The following is an 18,544-nucleotide window of genomic DNA, read 5'->3' on the forward strand; positions in this document are numbered from 1 at the left end:
TTTGTGAACTTTGTGGTTAAAACCTAATCATTCATCGAAATTAAAAATTCTTCGTTATTTCTTGTTTTCTTAAATCGGTCATTTATAAATTCCATAGCTTCTACAGGATTCATATCTGCAAGGTATTTACGCATAATCCACATGCGTTGTATTGTTTTTTCGTCGAGTAATAAATCATCACGACGTGTACTAGATGATGTTAAATCTATTGCTGGAAAAATACGACGGTTTGCAATTTTACGATCCAATTGCAATTCCATATTACCAGTTCCTTTAAATTCTTCGAAAATAACTTCGTCCATTTTAGAACCCGTTTCTGTAAGTGCTGTTGCAATAATACTTAACGAGCCACCGTTTTCTACATTACGAGCTGCTCCGAAAAAACGTTTTGGTTTTTGCAACGCATTGGCATCTACACCACCACTTAATACTTTTCCAGAAGCTGGTTGCACAGTATTATAAGCTCTTGCCAAACGTGTAATCGAATCTAATAGTATGACTACATCATGACCACATTCGACCAAACGTTTTGCTTTTTCTAGCACAATATTGGCAATTTTTACGTGTTCTTGCGGCTCTCTATCAAAGGTAGAAGCTACTACTTCGCCACGCACACTACGTTGCATATCTGTAACTTCTTCTGGGCGTTCGTCTATTAATAAAACAATTAAATATACTTCTGGATGATTGGCTGCAATAGCATTAGCAATCTCTTTAAGCAACATCGTTTTACCTGTTTTTGGCTGTGCGACTATCATACCACGTTGTCCTTTTCCTATTGGAGAAAACAAATCGATAATACGAGTAGAAATTGAACTTCCTTTTTCGGCCAAGCGAAATTTTTCTGTTGGGAATATTGGGGTCAAGTGCTCGAAAGAAACTCTGTCTCTAACCACTTGCGGATCATGTCCGTTTATTTTTAGTACTCTTACTAAAGGGAAATATTTTTCGCCTTCTTTTGGCGGACGAACTACGCCTTTTACAGTATCTCCTGTTTTTAAACCAAATAATCGAACTTGCGAGGTCGATAAATAAATATCATCTGGTGAGGCTAAATAATTATAATCTGAAGAACGCAAAAAACCATAACCGTCTGGCATCATTTCTAGTACACCTTCGCTTTCTATAATTCCTTCGAACTCATAATCTGGCTCTCTAAAATTATTTTTGTTTTTTGCATTTGGATTTTGGTTTACTTCGTCAGTTCGCTTTCGCTCTTGTGGCTTTTTCTGATTTTGATTCGGATTTGAAGACTTTTCTTTTTGAACCGTTTCTGGATTTTCTAAAATTTCAGAAACTCCTTCTTCTGTATTTGCAGGGACAATTACAGGTTTTACTATTTTTTTATTTCGATGTGAATTATCAACCTTAGTCACATTATTTTCGTCTTTTGTAAATCGAATTACTTTTGGCGCACGTTGCTTTTGTATGGCTTCAACAACTGGTTTTTCTAATTCTGGAGTTGTTTGGGCTTTAGGCTCTTCAAAAGTAATTACTTCTTGCTGAACTGGTGGCTTTGCAATTACCTTTTTTGAAACAATTGGTTTTGCTTCTTTAGCCTCTACAACCCTAGCTCTTTTTGGCTTTTCATCTATTACAGAAATAGTTTCGGTTGCAATTGGAGCAATTTTTTCGGGGTTTGCAGCTTGGTAATCTAATATTTGGTAAACAAGTTCGTCTTTTTTTAACGTCTTGAATTTTGCGATTTTAGCAACTTTTGCAATTTCTTGTAGCTCAGGGAGCTTCATTTCTTTTAAAACAGAAATATCAAACATAAAATGATGTGTGAATTAATTATTTGGGATAAAATGCGAATGATTTTTTGAATCTTATTTTCCGAAGTATGAAGTGCTTACGGATTCTTATGGCAATATTACGCTTTTTTTTTGAGTAAACAATAGTTTTTTATAAAAAGAATATATATTTTTGTATTCTTAATATAAGTTTTATAATGATACAAAGAGTACAAAGTATATATTTATTACTCGCTTTTATAGTAACTGGTGCACTTCCTTTTGTTTTTCATTTATGGAAATTAGAAAACAACCAGACTATTTACTTTATGAGTAATTTGAAGTACACAGCTTTATTTGGGCTAAGTACCGCCTTATCATTAGTTAGTATATTTACCTTTAAAAAAAGACAACAGCAATTTGTGATGAACAGATTGAATATAATATTAAACTTAATTTTACTAGGATTATTTGTGTATCGTACACTAACTGTATCTGGAGAAACTACGGTTTCTGAGAAGGGTATTGGGATGTTTCTTCCTATTGTTGCTATCTTTTTATTGGTTTTGGCCAATAAAGCCATCAAGAAAGACGAAGATCTCGTAAAATCTGTGGATCGATTGAGATAAACCTTTCATCTTAGTTTATTAGTGCGAGAAAAATCCGTTTCAAGAAATTGAAACGGATTTTTTGCTTTAATCCTTTTTTCTCTCAAACAAATAAGAAATGTGTTTCCCTAATTGTTCCCCGCTTTTAGCAAAAACCAAAGAACTAAAAATACTTTATACCTAACTAAATTTAGTTAGATTAAAATCATTAATTTCGGCTATTTTATCTAAAATTATAATCCTTTACATTTGAAAACATTAATATTAAAATGGAAAATAAAATAAAAATTCATTTAGCAGACGACCACCAAGTACTTATAGATGGTCTGTTGGCTGTGCTAAAAACAAATTCAGATTTTGAAGTAGTGGGTTTCTCTCTAAACGGAGAAGGCCTAGTAAATAAAATAGCACGCAATAAAGCCGACATTCTTATTATGGATATAAATATGCCCGAGAAAGACGGCATACAAGTATTACGAGAAATGAACGAACTCGGATTTACCTGCAAAGTTATTATTTTATCAAGTTACGATGATTCAAAACTAATAAAGGAAGTTATAAAATTAGGTGCTAGTGGCTATCTTACTAAACAATGCGCTGGAGAAAGCATTATAGATGCCATAAAAACTGTAGCCTACGGAAACCAATATTTTTCTGATGCCATAAAAGACAAAATATTTAACATTTATACCGGAAATAATAACGACCACAATCAGTCATTAAACCCTCAAGATTTAATTTCTAGCATTACAGCCCGAGAATTAGAAATTTTAAACCTAATTGGCCAAGAAAGAAGCGGAAAATACATTAGCAATTTATTAAACATTAGTGTAAATACGGTAGAAACACATCGCAAAAACTTAATGAAAAAACTTAATGTAAAGAGCTCTATTGGGCTTGTTATTTTTGCTGTAAAACATGACTTAATTACAAATTAAATAAAAAAATAATCATAATAGCTTTGCTTTTTTACGTTTGATGAATAAAAAGAGATAGAAGATGTGGGTATCATGTTTAGTAAAAAGAAACACTAAAAATAGTAATGACAAGCAATACCAACGTTAACTTTATTTTTTAAAAATAAAATATGGAGCCTAGAAGCCATCATAAAAACGAGGCGCAACTGAAAAGCCAAATGAGTAAGAAAAAAATTAAAACATTATGAATTTTAAACTATTAGTTCTCGCCTTTTTTACATCAATTATTTCTTTCTCACAAGAAATAAATTTTAAAGATTTAAGTACATCTTCAAGAGGAGAATTTACATCATATATAAGTCAAGACAATGCAACTTACAAAGTTGGAGATAGAGTAAAAATAGGTTTTCCGTCATCAAATAAAACTTTTGCATTTATTACAGAAGGAGATGGTTTATTGTCGCCAATTACAAACTTAACGTCAACTTCGAGTGGACAAGAAACTGAAATTAAAAATATTTTTATTATTGGTAACAAAAGAGCAGGTTACTCCGTTACTTTTCGTACAAAAGGAATAACTGGCTTTTCCAATTATACTATCCAATTTGAAAATGCTTTATCAACAGGAGAAATTAAAGGATTCGGCAAAACAAGTGATGAGGCATTAACAGAATTAAAAAAAGCAAAAGATAAATTAGATTTAGAACTTATTACAAAAGAAGAATTTGATAAATCTAAATCTGAATTAGCTAAATACATAAAATAAAACACCTAAATATGGATTTGAAAGACCAACTTAAACTAATTGCTGACCGAACAAAACACAAAGAAAACATACAAACTGAAGAAGCTACAAAAAACGCATTTGTAATGCCTTTTTTGCAATGTTTAGGTTATGATGTTTTTAATCCATTAGAAGTTGTTCCAGAATTTATCGCAGACATTGGAATTAAAAAAGGAGAAAAAATTGATTACGCAATTTTCAAAGATGGACATCCAACAATTTTAGTAGAATGTAAAGACTGGCGACAAAATCTAAACGTTCACGAAGGTCAATTATTAAGATATTTTCATGTTTCGAAAGCTAAATTTGGTTTATTAACGAACGGAATCGTTTACAGATTTTATTCGGATTTAGTTGCTCCGAACAAAATGGACGAAAAACCATTTTTAGAATTTAACATAACCGAAATTAAAGACAATCAAATTGAGGAATTGAAAAAATTTCACAAAGCAAATTTCGATGCTGAAAGTATCGTAAATACTGCAAGCGAAATGAAGTATATGAATGAACTTAAACATTTACTAAATAAAGAACTAACAGAACCTACACCAGAATTTGTAAAACATTTTGCAAAACAAGTTTATCCAAGTGTTGTAACAGCAAAAATTTTGGAACAATTTACAGAATTGACCAAAAAATCTGTTCAACATTATATTAGCGATTTAATTACAGAAAGATTAAAAACTGCATTATCAAAAGAAGACGAAAAAAACAAATCTGAGAACTCTGCCGAAATTTTAGCCGAAAAAAATCTTGAAGATATTAGCAAAATAAACACAACCGAAGAAGAACTTGAAGGTTTCTTAATCGTAAAAACTATTTTGCGACAAAAAATTCCAGCAACAAGAGTAACTTATCGAGATGCACAATCTTATTTTGCGATTTTTCTTGATGATAATAACAGAAAAGCAGTGTGCAGATTATATCTGAACGGCGGAAAAAAATTTATTGGAACAATTGACGAAAACAAAAAAGAAACTAAAAACGAAATACAACTTTTAGACGATATTTTTAATTATTCAGCCGAATTATTAAATACAATCGAACAGTATGAAAAATAAAACCCCTATACACAAAAGCAGTTTGCAAAATGGCAGTAGTGAAGCTTAATTTTTAAATAATTTTGTACTTACAGACCTTGTATAAACAAAAAAATAGGATTTATTAAGTAGCCAAAGGCGCAAATATAAAGCATACATAAAGAGGAAACCACAAAAAAATACTTTTGAGAGTTCTTAAACTTTATATGACAGAAAAAAAGTGGCGACTACGCAAATCAAAATGAAAAAAATAAAATCACTAATGCTAATTTCTCTTTTGGCATTTTCAGTTTCAACATCGCTAACCTCTTGCATGACAACTAAAACAAACATTGGAGCCTATAGAGAAACTCAAGGAACAGAATATACTTATGGAAAAGGGAAGCAAATTTGGCTCTTTTGGGGACTACTCCCAATTGGAAGAACAAACGTAAGCACTCCTGGCGATGGCAATTGTCAGGTAGTAACTAGATTTAACGTAAGTGATGCCATAATTAGCGCAATAACTGGTGGCGTTGTTACAACCCACACAATTAAAGTAAAAGCAAAAAAGAAAGTATAAAAAATAGAGACGAACAAATTAAGACTGTTCGTCTCTTATTTTTACATTTGCTTCTAAGCTAAAAACAAGAAAACCAACCCGTAATAGCAACTACGAGAATTTGCGATTTAGTGCTTCAGATAAAAGTTAATCGATAAAAACCTTTAACTTTTTCAAACTACCAAAAAATTGGGATAAATATTATACTTTTACCGTGTAAAATTTAAAAAATATGAATATTAAGTCCCTAGGCAATAAAATATTTCTAATTCTTGTTTTGTTTTCAAATAATATATTTTGCCATGATTTTGATAATAACAATAATAATATTAAAGATTCGGTTGATTTTTATGTAGATAAAAATAACCCTGCCAAAGCAATAAATTTTGCTCGAAAAAAAACAGCTCAGCTATTATACGAAAAAAAATATGATGAGTATTGTACAGCAATGCTAAAAAAATCGAGTTTATACGAGCAGTTTAATGACAAAGAAAACGCCTTAAAAGTTTTATTTGAAGCATTATCGGTTGCAGAAAAACATAACTTAACCGAAAAACAAATTTTAATTTACAAAAAAACTGGCGACATAAATAATCAAATTTTTGAATACACAAAAAGTAAAAAATATTTAAAAATAGCCGAAAAAACAGCATTAAAATACAATAACAAAGAACTCTTAATTCAGGTTTACAGAGGCTTATTTAAAGTATATTCGGAAACTAGCTCAGACAGTACGTTTTATTTTCTAAAAAAAATAGAATTTTACTCGAAAGGGTTAAACAACTTAGAGATAAAATACAAAAATTATTCTAATTTCTCGCAATATTATTTATCGGTAAGTGATAACAAATTAGGAAAAAAATATATAGATAGTGCTTATAGCTATGCCCTAAAAATTGGAGACAAAAAATTTATCTCAAGATCTTACGGAAACTTAGGATATTATTACATGGTGGTTGAGAAAAACTATCAAAAATCTAAGGATATCTTTATCCAATTAATAAAAACATTCCCCAAAAACTCCGAACCTGAAATTCTTGGAAATGCTTATTTAAATGCTGCTGAATCATTTAGAGGGCTTGGCGATTTTGAAAATGCTTATTTATATCAAGATATGTATATTGCCTTACAAGATGATGTTGTAAATGGCAAAATAAGTCAATCTAACCAAGCATTAGAACTAAAATATACTACAAATAAGGTTGAAAACGAATTTAAAGAAAAAGAAAAAAAAATCCTTGAAAAGCAAGAAAGAAATCAGAAATTATTATTACTTCTTGCTTCTTTGTTTATTTTTGCTGGTATTATCTTTTATTTTTATTACCAAAATTTATTATTAAAAGAAAAAAATAAACTAAAAGATATAGATGCAAAATTACAATACAAAATTATTAGTGCCACCCTTGATGGTCAAGACCAAGAGCGAAATAAAATATCTGCTATTTTGCACGATCATGTAAGTGCCGTTTTATCGTCAGTGGGGTTACATTTATCTGCTTTTGAAAGTAGTTTAACTAAAGAACAAATTGCAGATTTAAAGAAAACAAGATCTTTGCTAAAAAATGCTCATGACAAAGTAAGGGATTTGTCTCATGAATTAGTGCCTCCCTTATTAGTAAAATTTGGTTTGCAATTTGCCTTAAGGGATCTTTGCGAAAACAACACAAACTCAATTATCCAATTTGAATTTTATTCTACTTTGGAAAAAAACCAAAGATATAATGCTGAATTTGAAACAAAAATATTTTTTATAGTATCAGAATTACTAAATAATGTGATGAAACACAGTAAAGCTTCAAAATCTAAATTATTATTAGAAGAAATTGATGGTAAACTACACATTACGATTGAAGACAATGGTATTGGTTTCAATCTAAAAAATATTAGCATATCTAACGGATTTGGTATTACTCAAATTCGTGCAAGGATAAAAAACATGAAAGGAGATCTAAAAATTAAATCTAAAATTGGACAAGGAACTATAATTTATATAAAAATAGATGACTGTAAGTAGCTTACTACCAATTTATTATTTCAAATACCAATTATAAAAAGTAATACAAAATTGCCATTAGTATCTTAAAAATAACTACTTACTTCCCAATTCGATAATCTCTAAATCTTTTATTTTATCGCCATCTATAACAAATCGCAACATAGTTCGTACATTATGAAAACCGCTCTTACCACAAGCTCCTGGATTCATGTGCAACAAATTAAGTTTTTTGTCAAACTGTACTTTTAGTATGTGAGAATGTCCAGAAATAAATAATTGTGGGGTATTTTGTTGCAATTCTTCTATAATATTAGGACTGTATTTTCCGGGATAACCGCCTATATGGGTAATCCAGACACTAACACCTTCGCACATAAAACGATTGTGCAAAGGAAATTCTAATCTTGCTTTTGCATCATCTATATTACCAAAAACTGCTCGCAAAGGTTTGTGTTTTTGCAAAGTATCTGTAACCAATAAGTTACCAATATCGCCAGCGTGCCATACTTGGTCGGCAAGATTTACATATTTTAAAATCACATCATCAATATGACTGTGAGTGTCGGAAAGTAATAGTATTTTTTTCAAAAGGAAATTTTATAAACTAGGGTACAAAGCTATGCTAAATATTTAAAATTAGTATATTTGCCACGATGAAAAAAGTATATTTAGACAACGCCGCCACTACACAACTGCGACCAGAAGTAATTGCAGAAATGACACAAGTATTAATGAATGATTACGGTAATCCTTCATCGACTCATGCCTTGGGTCGTCATTCTAAAAATTTAGTTGAACTTTCAAGAAAAATCATTGCAAAAAATATTAATTGTACTGCACAAGAAATAATTTTTACTTCGTGTGGTACCGAAGCTAATAATTTTATTATTCAGTCTTGCTTTAGAGATTTAAAAATTGAAAGAATAATTACAAGTAAAATAGAACACCATGCTGTTTTGCACACGGTACAAATTCTTCAAAAATCATATAACATTAGAATAGATTATGTAAATATTTTGCCCTCTGGCGAGATAGATTTAGTGCATCTTTCGGATTTACTTTCGATAGAAGGAAAAACATTAGTCAGTTTAATGCACGTAAACAATGAGATTGGTACGATTCTTAATTTGAATAGAGTTGCCAAAATATGCAAACAATACCAAGCTTATTTTCATACTGATACAGTACAATCTATTGGAAAAACAGCCTTCAATTTACAAGAAACCCCTATAGATTTTCTTGTGGCGAGTGCCCATAAATTTCATGGTCCGAAAGGAGTTGGTTTTGCTTTTATACGAAAAGGAATCCTCTTAAACCCAATATTATTGGGCGGGGAACAAGAAAAAGGAATGCGAGCAGGAACTGAATGCGTGCATAATATTGTGGGAATGGCAAAAGCATTAGAATTATCCTATTTACATTTAGATGAGGAAGAAAAATATATTCTTAAGCTCAAGGAATATACCATCTCGCAATTAAAATCTCATTTTCCTGAAATAAAATTTAATGGAAATCCAGAAGAAACATTTTATAATATATTGAATATTATTTTGCCGTTTTCTGAAGAAAAAACGTCGATGATTTTATTTAATTTAGATATGAAAGGTATTGCAGTTTCCCGTGGAAGCGCTTGTCAGTCAGGAAGTGTAAAACCATCTCATGTTTTAGCCGAAATTCTTTCGAAGGAAGATTTAAAAAAACCAAGTTTACGAATTTCTTTCAGTCATTATAATACTTTAGAAGATATTGATTACTTAATAGAAAATTTAAAAACAGTTTAATAATATTACTAAAACACCTGTCCTTTTTTATTAAACTAAATAACTATTTCTATTTCTTAAAACCAAAACCGTCTAGTATAAAATTACACTAGACGGTTTTTATAAAAAGAAATTTAAATTACTTTTTTTTAGGATTTTGATTTACATTGTTTGTATCCATCATTTCCATTAATTTCATACCTAACAATCCGCTAATTCCACCTTCAGAACCATTAGTTCCTGTAATTAAAACATCTGGAATAACTTTAATATTTCCTTTCCCTATTTCTTCGGTAATTTTATATTTTGCAAAATTATCCTCGCCCATTGCAGTAACTTGTAATTGATAAGCTTCAGCTGTAGATTTACCAACTGCCATAATTTTTTCAGCTTCAGCCAAACCAGTTTTAGAAATTCTTTCGGCTTCGGCAATTGCTGTAAGTTTAGTCGCTTCGGCTTGTGCTCCTGCTCTAGCTTTTGTTGCTTCAGCTTCTGCATTCGCTCTCATTTTTGTAGCTTCGGCTTCGGCATTTACATTCAATTTTAAACTAGTTGCATCACCTTCCGCCTTTTTTACAGTAGCATCGGCAGTTCTCTGAGCAATTTCAACACTTTGAGATGCTTTTACAATTTCTTTTTGCATATCTGCAATTGCAGTTTCTTTTTCCATTCCCTGACGTTGTTCCTGCGCCATTTTTTGGGTTTGATATGTTTTTTGTTCTTCTTCTGCAATTTTTCTATCGGTCAAAGTTTTCATCAAAGATTCTGGTGGCACAATATCACCAATTAAAGTATCTACAGCATTCACATTGTATTCGTCTAAAACTACTTTAATATGATTTTTAGCTGATTCTTGACGCTCTTTTCTTGTACTTAAAAATGAAATTACATCGCTTTCTTGAGCCGAGTTTCTAAAATAATTTCCAATTGTTGGTTCTAAAACTTGAGAAACTAGATTATTCATACTTCCAAATCGTGCAATTACTTTTGGAGCTTCATTTGCCGGTACGTGTATTATTTGCGATACATCTAAATTAAATGGGAAACCATCTTTAGAACGAACCGTAATTGTAGATAAATTTTGATCTAAATTATGTGACTCACTTCTGGCATCAGCCCAATTTAGTACTAAGTTTGTAGTTGGAACAGGTTCTAATTTAGTAGTATATTTATTTAAAGCATATTTTCCTGGGCCAAGAGGTTCCATCCAAACACCACGTTGTCCTTTAGAAACAATATTACCATGCTTAAAAGTATCTCCTGTTACATCCTGACCATCTTCGCCAATATAAGAAATAACTACTCCTACATAACCAATAGGCACGTCTGTCATTGGGTTTTGTTCAATTTGGACAGCCCAAGTATTAATATAATAGGAACCGGCCAACATAACTTGGGGTTGTAAGCCACGGTTTCCTCCTTTGGTAAGAAATTCGTCAAAATCTTGAAAGTTATTATGACCCACAACATTTGTTCCAGCAATTTGTCCCAACGGTATTGGCTCACCATCTAATGCGGTTACAATACCAATCATATTTTCAAAAATCTTAATCTGATCGGCAATAACTATTTCGAAAAGAAAGGTATTAATACGATAAGAACCAGTTGTTATAAATGCCGTTTGGCGTCCTTTTTGCCCACCATTATCTAAAAAAGATTTAGCATCCTGAAAGTTATCACTTGGTACTTTTCTTGCTAAAATACGACCTGTTGGAATTTCTTTTCCATCTTTACTTAAAATTAATCCAATTTTCCCTTCTGGAATAATTGTAAATGATATCATGTCTACAGAATATTGCCAAATCCACATTCCCCAATATAATCCTGGAGCAAGGGTTTGTGCTTGAAAACCAGCTTCGCCTTTTGTAGCGATAATTCTGCTATCGGGAAGAGATTTATCAGCTCCAAAAAGAACAAATTTCTTAGTAACTAGACCTATTTTATCCTCAGGAACGATGACCATTCCAAAAAATACTCGTAAAACGAATTTGTAAAAAAGAATGGATAATACAATTAAGATTATCCACCAAAAGCTAAAAATACTTGTCATGTTTTTATGTTTATTTATTAAAATTATTCTGATTAAAATTTTAAATCTATGGTTATACGACCTCTTATTGTAAAAGTTACATTTTTATAATATAATATTTTTTAAAATAATTAATCGCTTAATTATCAATACAATACATATCAAATAAAAAAAACCATTTTGCTTAAACAAAATGGTTTTTTTTATTTATGAAGTCTAAAAATCAGACTTTCTAATAATCTAAATTACAAATGAATTACTTCTCCATAAGCATCGGCAACTGCTTCCATAACTGCTTCACTCATTGTTGGGTGTGGGTGAATGGCTTTCAGGATTTCATGCCCAGTAGTTTCTAGTTTTCGTGCTACAACTGCTTCTGCAATCATATCAGTAACACCTGCTCCAATCATGTGACAACCCAACCATTCTCCGTATTTTGCATCAAAAATTACTTTTACAAAACCATCTGGTGTTCCAGATGCTTTTGCTTTTCCTGAAGCAGAAAATGGAAATTTACCAATTTTTAGTTCGTATCCTTTTTCTTTGGCTTGTTTTTCTGTCAAACCTACCGAAGCAATTTCTGGCGTTGCATAAGTACAACCAGGAACGTTTCCGTAATCGATTGGATCTACGTGTAAGCCTGCAATTTTTTCGACACAATTTATTCCTTCTGCAGATGCCACGTGAGCCAAAGCCTGACCTGGAGTTACATCACCAATTGCGTAATAACCTGGTATATTAGTTTGCGAAAATGCGTTTACTAAAATTTTGTCTTTATCGGTAGAGATTCCTACTTCTTCTAAACCTATATTTTCGATATTTGTTTTAATTCCAACTGCCGAAAGCAAGATATCAGCTTCTAAAATTTCTTCGCCTTTAGCTGTTTTTACATAAGCTTTTACACCACTTCCTGAAGTATCTATTCTTTCTACAGATGATGAAGTCATGATTTTTACGCCTGCTTTTTTCATAGAACGCTCCATTTGTTTCGAAATATCTTCGTCTTCAACAGGAACTATATTTGGCATAAATTCTACAATCGTAACTTCGGTCCCCATTGCATTATAAAAATGAGCAAACTCTACTCCTATTGCACCAGAACCTACTATAATCATCGATTTTGGTTGTGTAGGCAAAGTCATCGCTTGGCGGTAACCAATCACTTTTACACCGTCTTGTGGTAAGTTTGGCAACTCACGAGAACGCGCACCAGTAGCAATAATAATATGGTCGGCGCTATATTCTGTAACTTTATTATCTTTATCTGTAACGTCTATTTTTTTTCCTGATTTTAGCTTGCCAAAACCATCAATAACGTCTATTTTGTTTTTTTTCATCAAAAACTGAACCCCTTTACTCATATCACCAGCTACATTTCTACTTCTAGAAACTACTGCGCTAAAATCTTTATCAAATTCTTTTACCGTTAGTCCGTAATCTGAAGCGTGTTTCAAATAATCGAAAACTTGAGCAGATTTTAGTAAGGCTTTCGTTGGGATACAACCCCAATTTAAGCAAACACCACCTAAATTTTCTTTCTCTACAACTGCAACCTTAAACCCTAATTGTGAAGCTCTAATGGCTGTTACATAACCTCCAGGACCACTTCCTAAAACAATAATATCGTATTTCATTTTTTTAGTTTTATTTTTTATTTGTAAAAATGGAATTCGCAAAATGCTCATTTCATAGTATATTTTTATAATAAATTTTGAGTTAGCGAAATTAAGCAAATTATAAATAATACTTAAATAAATAATGCTTTTTTTAATATCGACAAAAGATAAGATACAAATGTAAGATAACCGACATTTAACATCGACTCCGTTTTTTATTTTTGTTTAGTGATATAAAACCATGATTCAAAAAACAATACAAATGAATGATGATAAAAAACGATTATGTAATGTTTTTAGAAATGTAAAAATGATGAGAAATGTATTTGTATTACTATTAGGAATTTTTCTTTTTACTTCTTGCGAAAAAGAAGGAAAACTAATCCTGAAAAGTTTAAAAAATGATATTATAGGTAGCGGAGCTGTTCTTAAATATTCGGGGGTGTTTTCTCCAACATCTGGCATAACTACTTCTGGTTTTGCCAAAATTTACTTAGATAACAATGAATATAAAGTAAAATTAGAAAATTTCGCAGTGTCTGATGGGCCAGATTTGAAAGTTTACTTATCGAAAGAAAATACACCTATCAATTTCGTGAATTTAGGAAATTTAAAAGGAAACAAAAATAAGTTTTACACCGTTCCTACTGGTACAAATGTTTCTGAATATAAATATGTATTAATTCATTGTCAGGAATACAATCACTTATTTGCCATTGCACAGTTCACAAGTATTTAAAATAAAAACAAAACATGAAAACAACAAAATTAAAATTTATTACATTCTTTTTATTTATTTCAGTAAGTTATACCAATTCCTTTGCACAAGGCTGTAGCGATGCTGGTTTTTGTTCGCTTGGAAAAGGTTTTAATCCTCATGAAGCTAACATAAAAAACAGTGTCGATCTTGGCGTTGTATATGGTATTGCAGAAGAAGGTGTAACCGTATTTTCGCAATACTTAACTTATACAAGAGAACTAACTGATCAATTTGCAATAAGCACAAAACTAACATCGGCAATTGCCAACGGCGATTTTGGAACAAGAGGAAATATAGGGGATCTTTTTTTGACAGGAAATTACAAATTTAAAAATAAATTTAGTAATCTTGAAGGTTCTAAAACTTGGTCATTATTATTTGGATTTAAAATTCCGCTTACAAATTCTAATGATAAAATAAATACTGTTTCTCTGCCAATGGCTTACCAAGCCAGTTTAGGGACTTTCGATTTTATTGGTGGTGTGAATCTTACATACAAAAAATGGGATTTTAATACCGCAGTACAAATTCCTTTATCAGACAACAAAAATTCCTATATCAGCAATCCTTTAATTACGTTCTCGCGCTACAAGCAGTTTGGGATTAAGGAAGCCAAATCTTCGGATAAACACAAATTTATCTGACACAAAACTAACTTCAAATTTAGCCAAATGCCCAAATTGCTTGTAGCGTGTGTTAGCAGATGCCCATTTATCCGTGATGTTGTTTTACTACTAAATTTTTATATTTTCTTATTTAATGTTTGTATTTTACTCTAAATTTAAAATTTATTGCAAAAACCTTTCCATTACATTCCTTTTCTTACTATTTGATAAAACTATTATATTTTCATAATTTAATTTAAGTTGTTCCATTTGTTCAATTTGTTTTACGAGTTCTAATTGGGTTTTCATATCAGGTAATTTTATTTTAATAGCTTTTATTTTATCTTGTGAGAGGTTATCTCTTGCTATTCCTGTTCTTAAACTTAGTAAGTATTCATACATATTACGCAATTGATAAAACAAAAATTTAGAATTAAATTTCTCATTTGGCAAAATTCCGCAAACTGCTTGATTTGATGAAGCTTCTATTTTTAATACTCCTACCTTTCCCGCCGTAGCACCATACATCGCAAGTAGAACTGTTTCTAAAGGCATAATTTTAGCGCTAGAATTTTCTAATCCTAATTTTGTAATAAACTTTTTAGTATTGTAAATATTACCTTGAGCTACTTCGCCACTGTTTACCCAAGGAATGTCGCCTTGATAATAATAATCATTAATTGTTGATAATGGTGTTCCGCCAGATGTGGTTTTTGTAAGATTACCAATTTTGATTTCAGGATAATTTGAATTAATTATGTTATCATTTATAAAATCCCATACATTTTGGTCAATATCTAATATTCCTTTTTCAGCAGTAATTACATCTTCATCTATTTTACAGCATTCAAGGACTATTTTTTCTTGAATTTTTTTTGGAGGTAATGGAATTAAAGTTGATTTTACTCGGTCAGTATTTAAATTTTTAACCACCCCACCAAGTGCGCTTTCATTAAATTGGTTTTGTGTGTCTTCTGACGATAATATGTAATACAAATAATCTGTATTTATACGATTATCAATATTAGAAAGTAATAACCAACCGTCATGTATGCAACCATCAATTTTAAGAATATAAGGTCTGCCAAAGCTCATGGAATTTGATAAAATAAAATCTCCTTTATTAACTTTTCTTGATTTCTCTGCACCTTCAATTGTAATTTTTTCTTCAGTTTTTGTTATATATTTAGCACCGACTTCAACATCTCCAATTTTTATCCAATTAATACCGTTTTTATTTTTTGTTATAAATTGTTCAATTGGTCTAGGTGATGCACCTCTTCCAATATCCATTAAGTTTTCAAGTTTAATTAAGTCCCATTTACTCTTAATTAAGATTGGTATATTTTTTCTAGGTGTTAAAACAATTTGCTTGTTAAAATCTGTTCTTTCAAAATCTAACATATTGGTTAAATTGTGAAATGATACATATTTTTTTAAATTATCTGGCACATCAAAATTTTCTAAATTATTAAAGTTATCTAGAATATATTTATTTATTTTATTTTTGTCATTTGTGTTTTGTGAGTTATATAAAGGAGTATTTACACTTTGAAGTCCATAAAGTTTTTCAAGCATTTCTTTTGCTTCTTCATCTTCTGCATCTATAGAAGTTAAATTTTGATTTATATATTTTATACCCTCATTACCTTTTGCACTACTCCATTTATAGCCTAAAAATTCTTGTTGCTCTTTTGTAGATATTCCATACTTAACCACTAGTACAGGCTGTTTATTTTCAGAAGCAATTACAAAAAAATAAAGTTTATCTTTTTCTATGCTTTGTAAAAACAATGAAAATCTTTTGTTTATTTCTTTAACTTGTTCAACAACTGTTTTTAATTTGTACGTTCTTTGTTTTAACAGGTTTTTAATCTCACTCTGATTCTCAAAAGTTTTTTTGTAATCTAAAAACATATCAGATGCAAGTAATTTTTCATTAGGATTACCATCCAGTATAGTTTTATAGTCTACTTCGTCAATGCCAATATGCTTGCAATATTCAATTATTTTATAATTATCTTCATATATTTTTGCAGATTCATTATTATTGAACCAACTTTCTACTCTATATTTCCAGTGATTTGATGGTGATGGATTATCAATTTTTCTTCTCAAAAACAATGTAACAGTGTTTGTTCCAGTTTTGCCAAAAGTTTGTGAACCAAATTCTACAATTGAAACTATATCAAAATATTCTAAAATTATTTCTCTGGTTTTTACATAAATGTTACTCTCGTTAGATAATATTGAAGATGGTAAAATAATACCTGCAACACCTCCAGGCTTAAGAAGTTGTTTTGCTCTCTCTATGAAAAAAGCTTCAATACAATTATTATTTATTATACTTTTATTGTCAATAGTACTTGTTAACTCATATGATTTTCTCTCTTCATCAGAAAGCGTTAGCAAAAAACCTTTAACACTGTAAGGTGGATTAGCTACTAAAACTGAAAAACTTTCATCCTCAACTTTTGTGTCTTTACCTAATGCGTCTGCATAAGTTATTTTAATATCATCTTGTCCGTACATAAAAGCTGAAACTTTTGAAACTTTTGACAATCTATATTCTTTTTCAATTCCAACAATTTGTTTATAGTATTCTTCTATTGGAAGTTCTTTTTTTACTTCTACGTGTTGTTTAATTTCTAAAGCTAATTCATTTAAAAAATGCCCAGCACCACATGCATAATCTACCGCCTTTGGTGGCATTTCATTATTAATTATTAGTTGTTGGAGTGGAAGTGATTTTACTACAAATTTTACAATTGGCATCGGTGTAAAAAATTGTCCTTCTGATTGTTTTACACCATTATCTAAAAATCCTTCAAACATATCTCCTAAAAATTGATTTTGTGTGTCAGAAGTTAAACGTATATCTTGTAGCATTTTAACAACATCCAACAATACTATTGAATTTTGATAAAATAACCCTTCGTTATGAACGTCAATAAAAGAAAAATCACTGTTTTTAAAATATTTTAGTTGTCTAAAATATTTTAGTATAGTTTCTTGTGTTGAATCTGGATCTTTTTTTACATACCTAAACGCATTAACTATTTCTGAACGGTTTACGTTTGTTATTTTTTCTTCTAAAAATTTATCCATTCCAACCTGATACAAAACTTGTAATCTGTCCTGTAATTCAAAATAACTATCATTTGCAATTCCTTTCCAATAAAATTTTAAATCATCAGGATTTTCATATTCGTCAACAACTTTACACAAGAACAGATTTACTAGTTTGTCAAAAGCGTTTTCACGTCCTGAAACGTTGTAACGCCTCATTATACTGGCGAACTCATGATATTTACTTTGAATATCTTTACTACCAATTTCATTTAAATCTTTTAGTTTGTGTTTTTGTTTACCTACCTTATAAGGTTCAATGTCGCTTTCAAAAATGCCTTTGGTTTCAAAGTATAAATCGTATGTGTTTTTCCAAGCACTATAAATATCTTCAACCTCTAATGCTTTTGCTTCGGCAAAAGACATTGGTTTTTTATCAATTAAACTTTCTAATAAATTAGTGTTATCCTTTAAAGATATGATATTTGATTTATAACTTATTTTTTGTGCTTCAAAGTCGGAAGAATATAAACAAACATATTGAGTAGAACCAGCTTGTTTTGCATAAGTTAACATCTGTCCGCCGTTTAATTTTGTATTCTCCCATTCTTTTTTAAATTCATATCCGTCAGTTTTGCATTCAATAATGAGAAATGATTTTGCTGAATTATCTTTTATTAAAATATCTGCACGACCACCGCTAGCACCGTGACCAACTTTCCATTTTGGTTCTAATTCAATATGTTCTGGTTTATAACCTTTTTCAAAAAGTCTATTAATACATTCAAAAACTACAAAGTTTTCATCAGATGTGAAGTTACAAGTAAACTCTCCATTTACAGTAAATCCTTTGTCTGTAGGATAAATAAGTATTTTTTTCTTAAAATCTACTTTAAGATAGGCGCTCGGGTTTTCATAATAAACTTTACTAAAAACATCGTCTTTCTCTTCAAAGTTTAAAACTTTGAGTAATTCTTTTAAGTTGTCTTTATTTATCATTTTATTATTTTAAATTCATCAATCAGCAAATTTAGTTTTTTTTATATGATTTTTTTTAATGTGAAGCATAAAAAAGAAGAAATAAAA

14 protein-coding genes are annotated in these 18,544 nt (G+C 30.4%); 9 read left to right on the forward strand and 5 right to left on the reverse strand.

Annotated features, from left to right (window positions below; translation table 11 throughout):
- Window positions 1-23: 23 nt before the first annotated feature.
- Window positions 24-1,775, reverse strand: coding sequence for a transcription termination factor Rho (rho, locus tag B0A57_RS00320; protein WP_034097990.1), 1,752 nt, complete (start codon window positions 1,773-1,775; stop codon window positions 24-26).
- 176 nt (window positions 1,776-1,951) lie between these two features.
- Here rho and B0A57_RS00325 point away from each other — a divergent pair, with 176 nt between their 5' ends.
- From B0A57_RS00325 to B0A57_RS00350, 6 genes are all read left to right on the forward strand, one after another.
- A complete protein-coding gene (locus tag B0A57_RS00325) occupies window positions 1,952-2,362 on the forward strand; it encodes a DUF4293 domain-containing protein (protein ID WP_034097988.1) in 411 nt (136 codons plus the stop codon).
- Window positions 2,363-2,610: 248 nt separating this feature from the next.
- A complete protein-coding gene (locus B0A57_RS00330) occupies window positions 2,611-3,279 on the forward strand; it encodes a response regulator transcription factor (protein ID WP_011962874.1) in 669 nt (222 codons plus the stop codon).
- A gap of 223 nt (window positions 3,280-3,502) precedes the next feature.
- Window positions 3,503-4,024, forward strand: a complete 522-nt coding sequence (locus B0A57_RS12170; protein WP_034097986.1) for a hypothetical protein — start codon at window positions 3,503-3,505, stop codon at window positions 4,022-4,024.
- Between the two features lie 11 nt (window positions 4,025-4,035).
- Window positions 4,036-5,103 (forward strand): type I restriction endonuclease, encoded by a 1,068-nt coding sequence (locus B0A57_RS00340; RefSeq protein WP_034097984.1) that lies wholly within the window; start codon window positions 4,036-4,038, stop codon window positions 5,101-5,103.
- 220 nt (window positions 5,104-5,323) lie between these two features.
- Entirely contained in the window at window positions 5,324-5,644 is a 321-nt protein-coding gene (locus B0A57_RS00345) for a hypothetical protein (protein WP_051907083.1), read from the forward strand.
- 211 nt (window positions 5,645-5,855) lie between these two features.
- A complete protein-coding gene (locus B0A57_RS00350; RefSeq protein WP_011962869.1) occupies window positions 5,856-7,637 on the forward strand; it encodes a sensor histidine kinase in 1,782 nt (593 codons plus the stop codon).
- 75 nt (window positions 7,638-7,712) lie between these two features.
- Here B0A57_RS00350 and B0A57_RS00355 read toward each other — a convergent pair whose 3' ends face one another.
- Window positions 7,713-8,207: a metallophosphoesterase family protein gene (locus tag B0A57_RS00355; protein ID WP_011962868.1), complete on the reverse strand. Its 495-nt coding sequence runs from the start codon at window positions 8,205-8,207 to the stop codon at window positions 7,713-7,715.
- A gap of 65 nt (window positions 8,208-8,272) precedes the next feature.
- Here B0A57_RS00355 and B0A57_RS00360 point away from each other — a divergent pair, with 65 nt between their 5' ends.
- Window positions 8,273-9,400 (forward strand): cysteine desulfurase family protein, encoded by a 1,128-nt coding sequence (locus tag B0A57_RS00360; protein ID WP_011962867.1) that lies wholly within the window; start codon window positions 8,273-8,275, stop codon window positions 9,398-9,400.
- Between the two features lie 118 nt (window positions 9,401-9,518).
- Here the strand turns inward: B0A57_RS00360 and B0A57_RS00365 are convergent, their stop codons facing one another.
- Window positions 9,519-11,429 (reverse strand): SPFH domain-containing protein, encoded by a 1,911-nt coding sequence (locus B0A57_RS00365; RefSeq protein WP_038466370.1) that lies wholly within the window; start codon window positions 11,427-11,429, stop codon window positions 9,519-9,521.
- Window positions 11,430-11,653: 224 nt separating this feature from the next.
- The gene (gene lpdA, locus B0A57_RS00370) at window positions 11,654-13,042 is read right to left on the reverse strand and encodes a dihydrolipoyl dehydrogenase (protein ID WP_011962865.1); all 1,389 of its coding nucleotides are present in this window, start codon (window positions 13,040-13,042) and stop codon (window positions 11,654-11,656) included.
- A 223-nt stretch (window positions 13,043-13,265) separates the two neighbouring features.
- On the opposite strand from lpdA, the gene B0A57_RS00375 reads away from it, so the two are divergent.
- Window positions 13,266-13,763 carry a DM13 domain-containing protein gene (locus B0A57_RS00375; RefSeq protein WP_011962864.1) on the forward strand — a complete coding sequence of 166 codons (498 nt, stop codon included), beginning with the start codon at window positions 13,266-13,268 and terminating at the stop codon, window positions 13,761-13,763.
- 14 nt (window positions 13,764-13,777) lie between these two features.
- Window positions 13,778-14,428: a hypothetical protein gene (locus B0A57_RS00380; RefSeq protein ID WP_176579536.1), complete on the forward strand. Its 651-nt coding sequence runs from the start codon at window positions 13,778-13,780 to the stop codon at window positions 14,426-14,428.
- A 144-nt stretch (window positions 14,429-14,572) separates the two neighbouring features.
- Here the strand turns inward: B0A57_RS00380 and B0A57_RS00385 are convergent, their stop codons facing one another.
- Complete coding sequence (locus tag B0A57_RS00385; protein WP_038466367.1) at window positions 14,573-18,457, reverse strand: N-6 DNA methylase; 3,885 nt, start codon at window positions 18,455-18,457, stop codon at window positions 14,573-14,575.
- Between the last annotated feature and the right edge of the window lie 87 nt (window positions 18,458-18,544).

Origin of the sequence: Flavobacterium psychrophilum DSM 3660 = ATCC 49418, assembly GCF_002217405.1 — a bacterium.
GTDB classification, from domain to species: domain Bacteria; phylum Bacteroidota; class Bacteroidia; order Flavobacteriales; family Flavobacteriaceae; genus Flavobacterium; species Flavobacterium psychrophilum.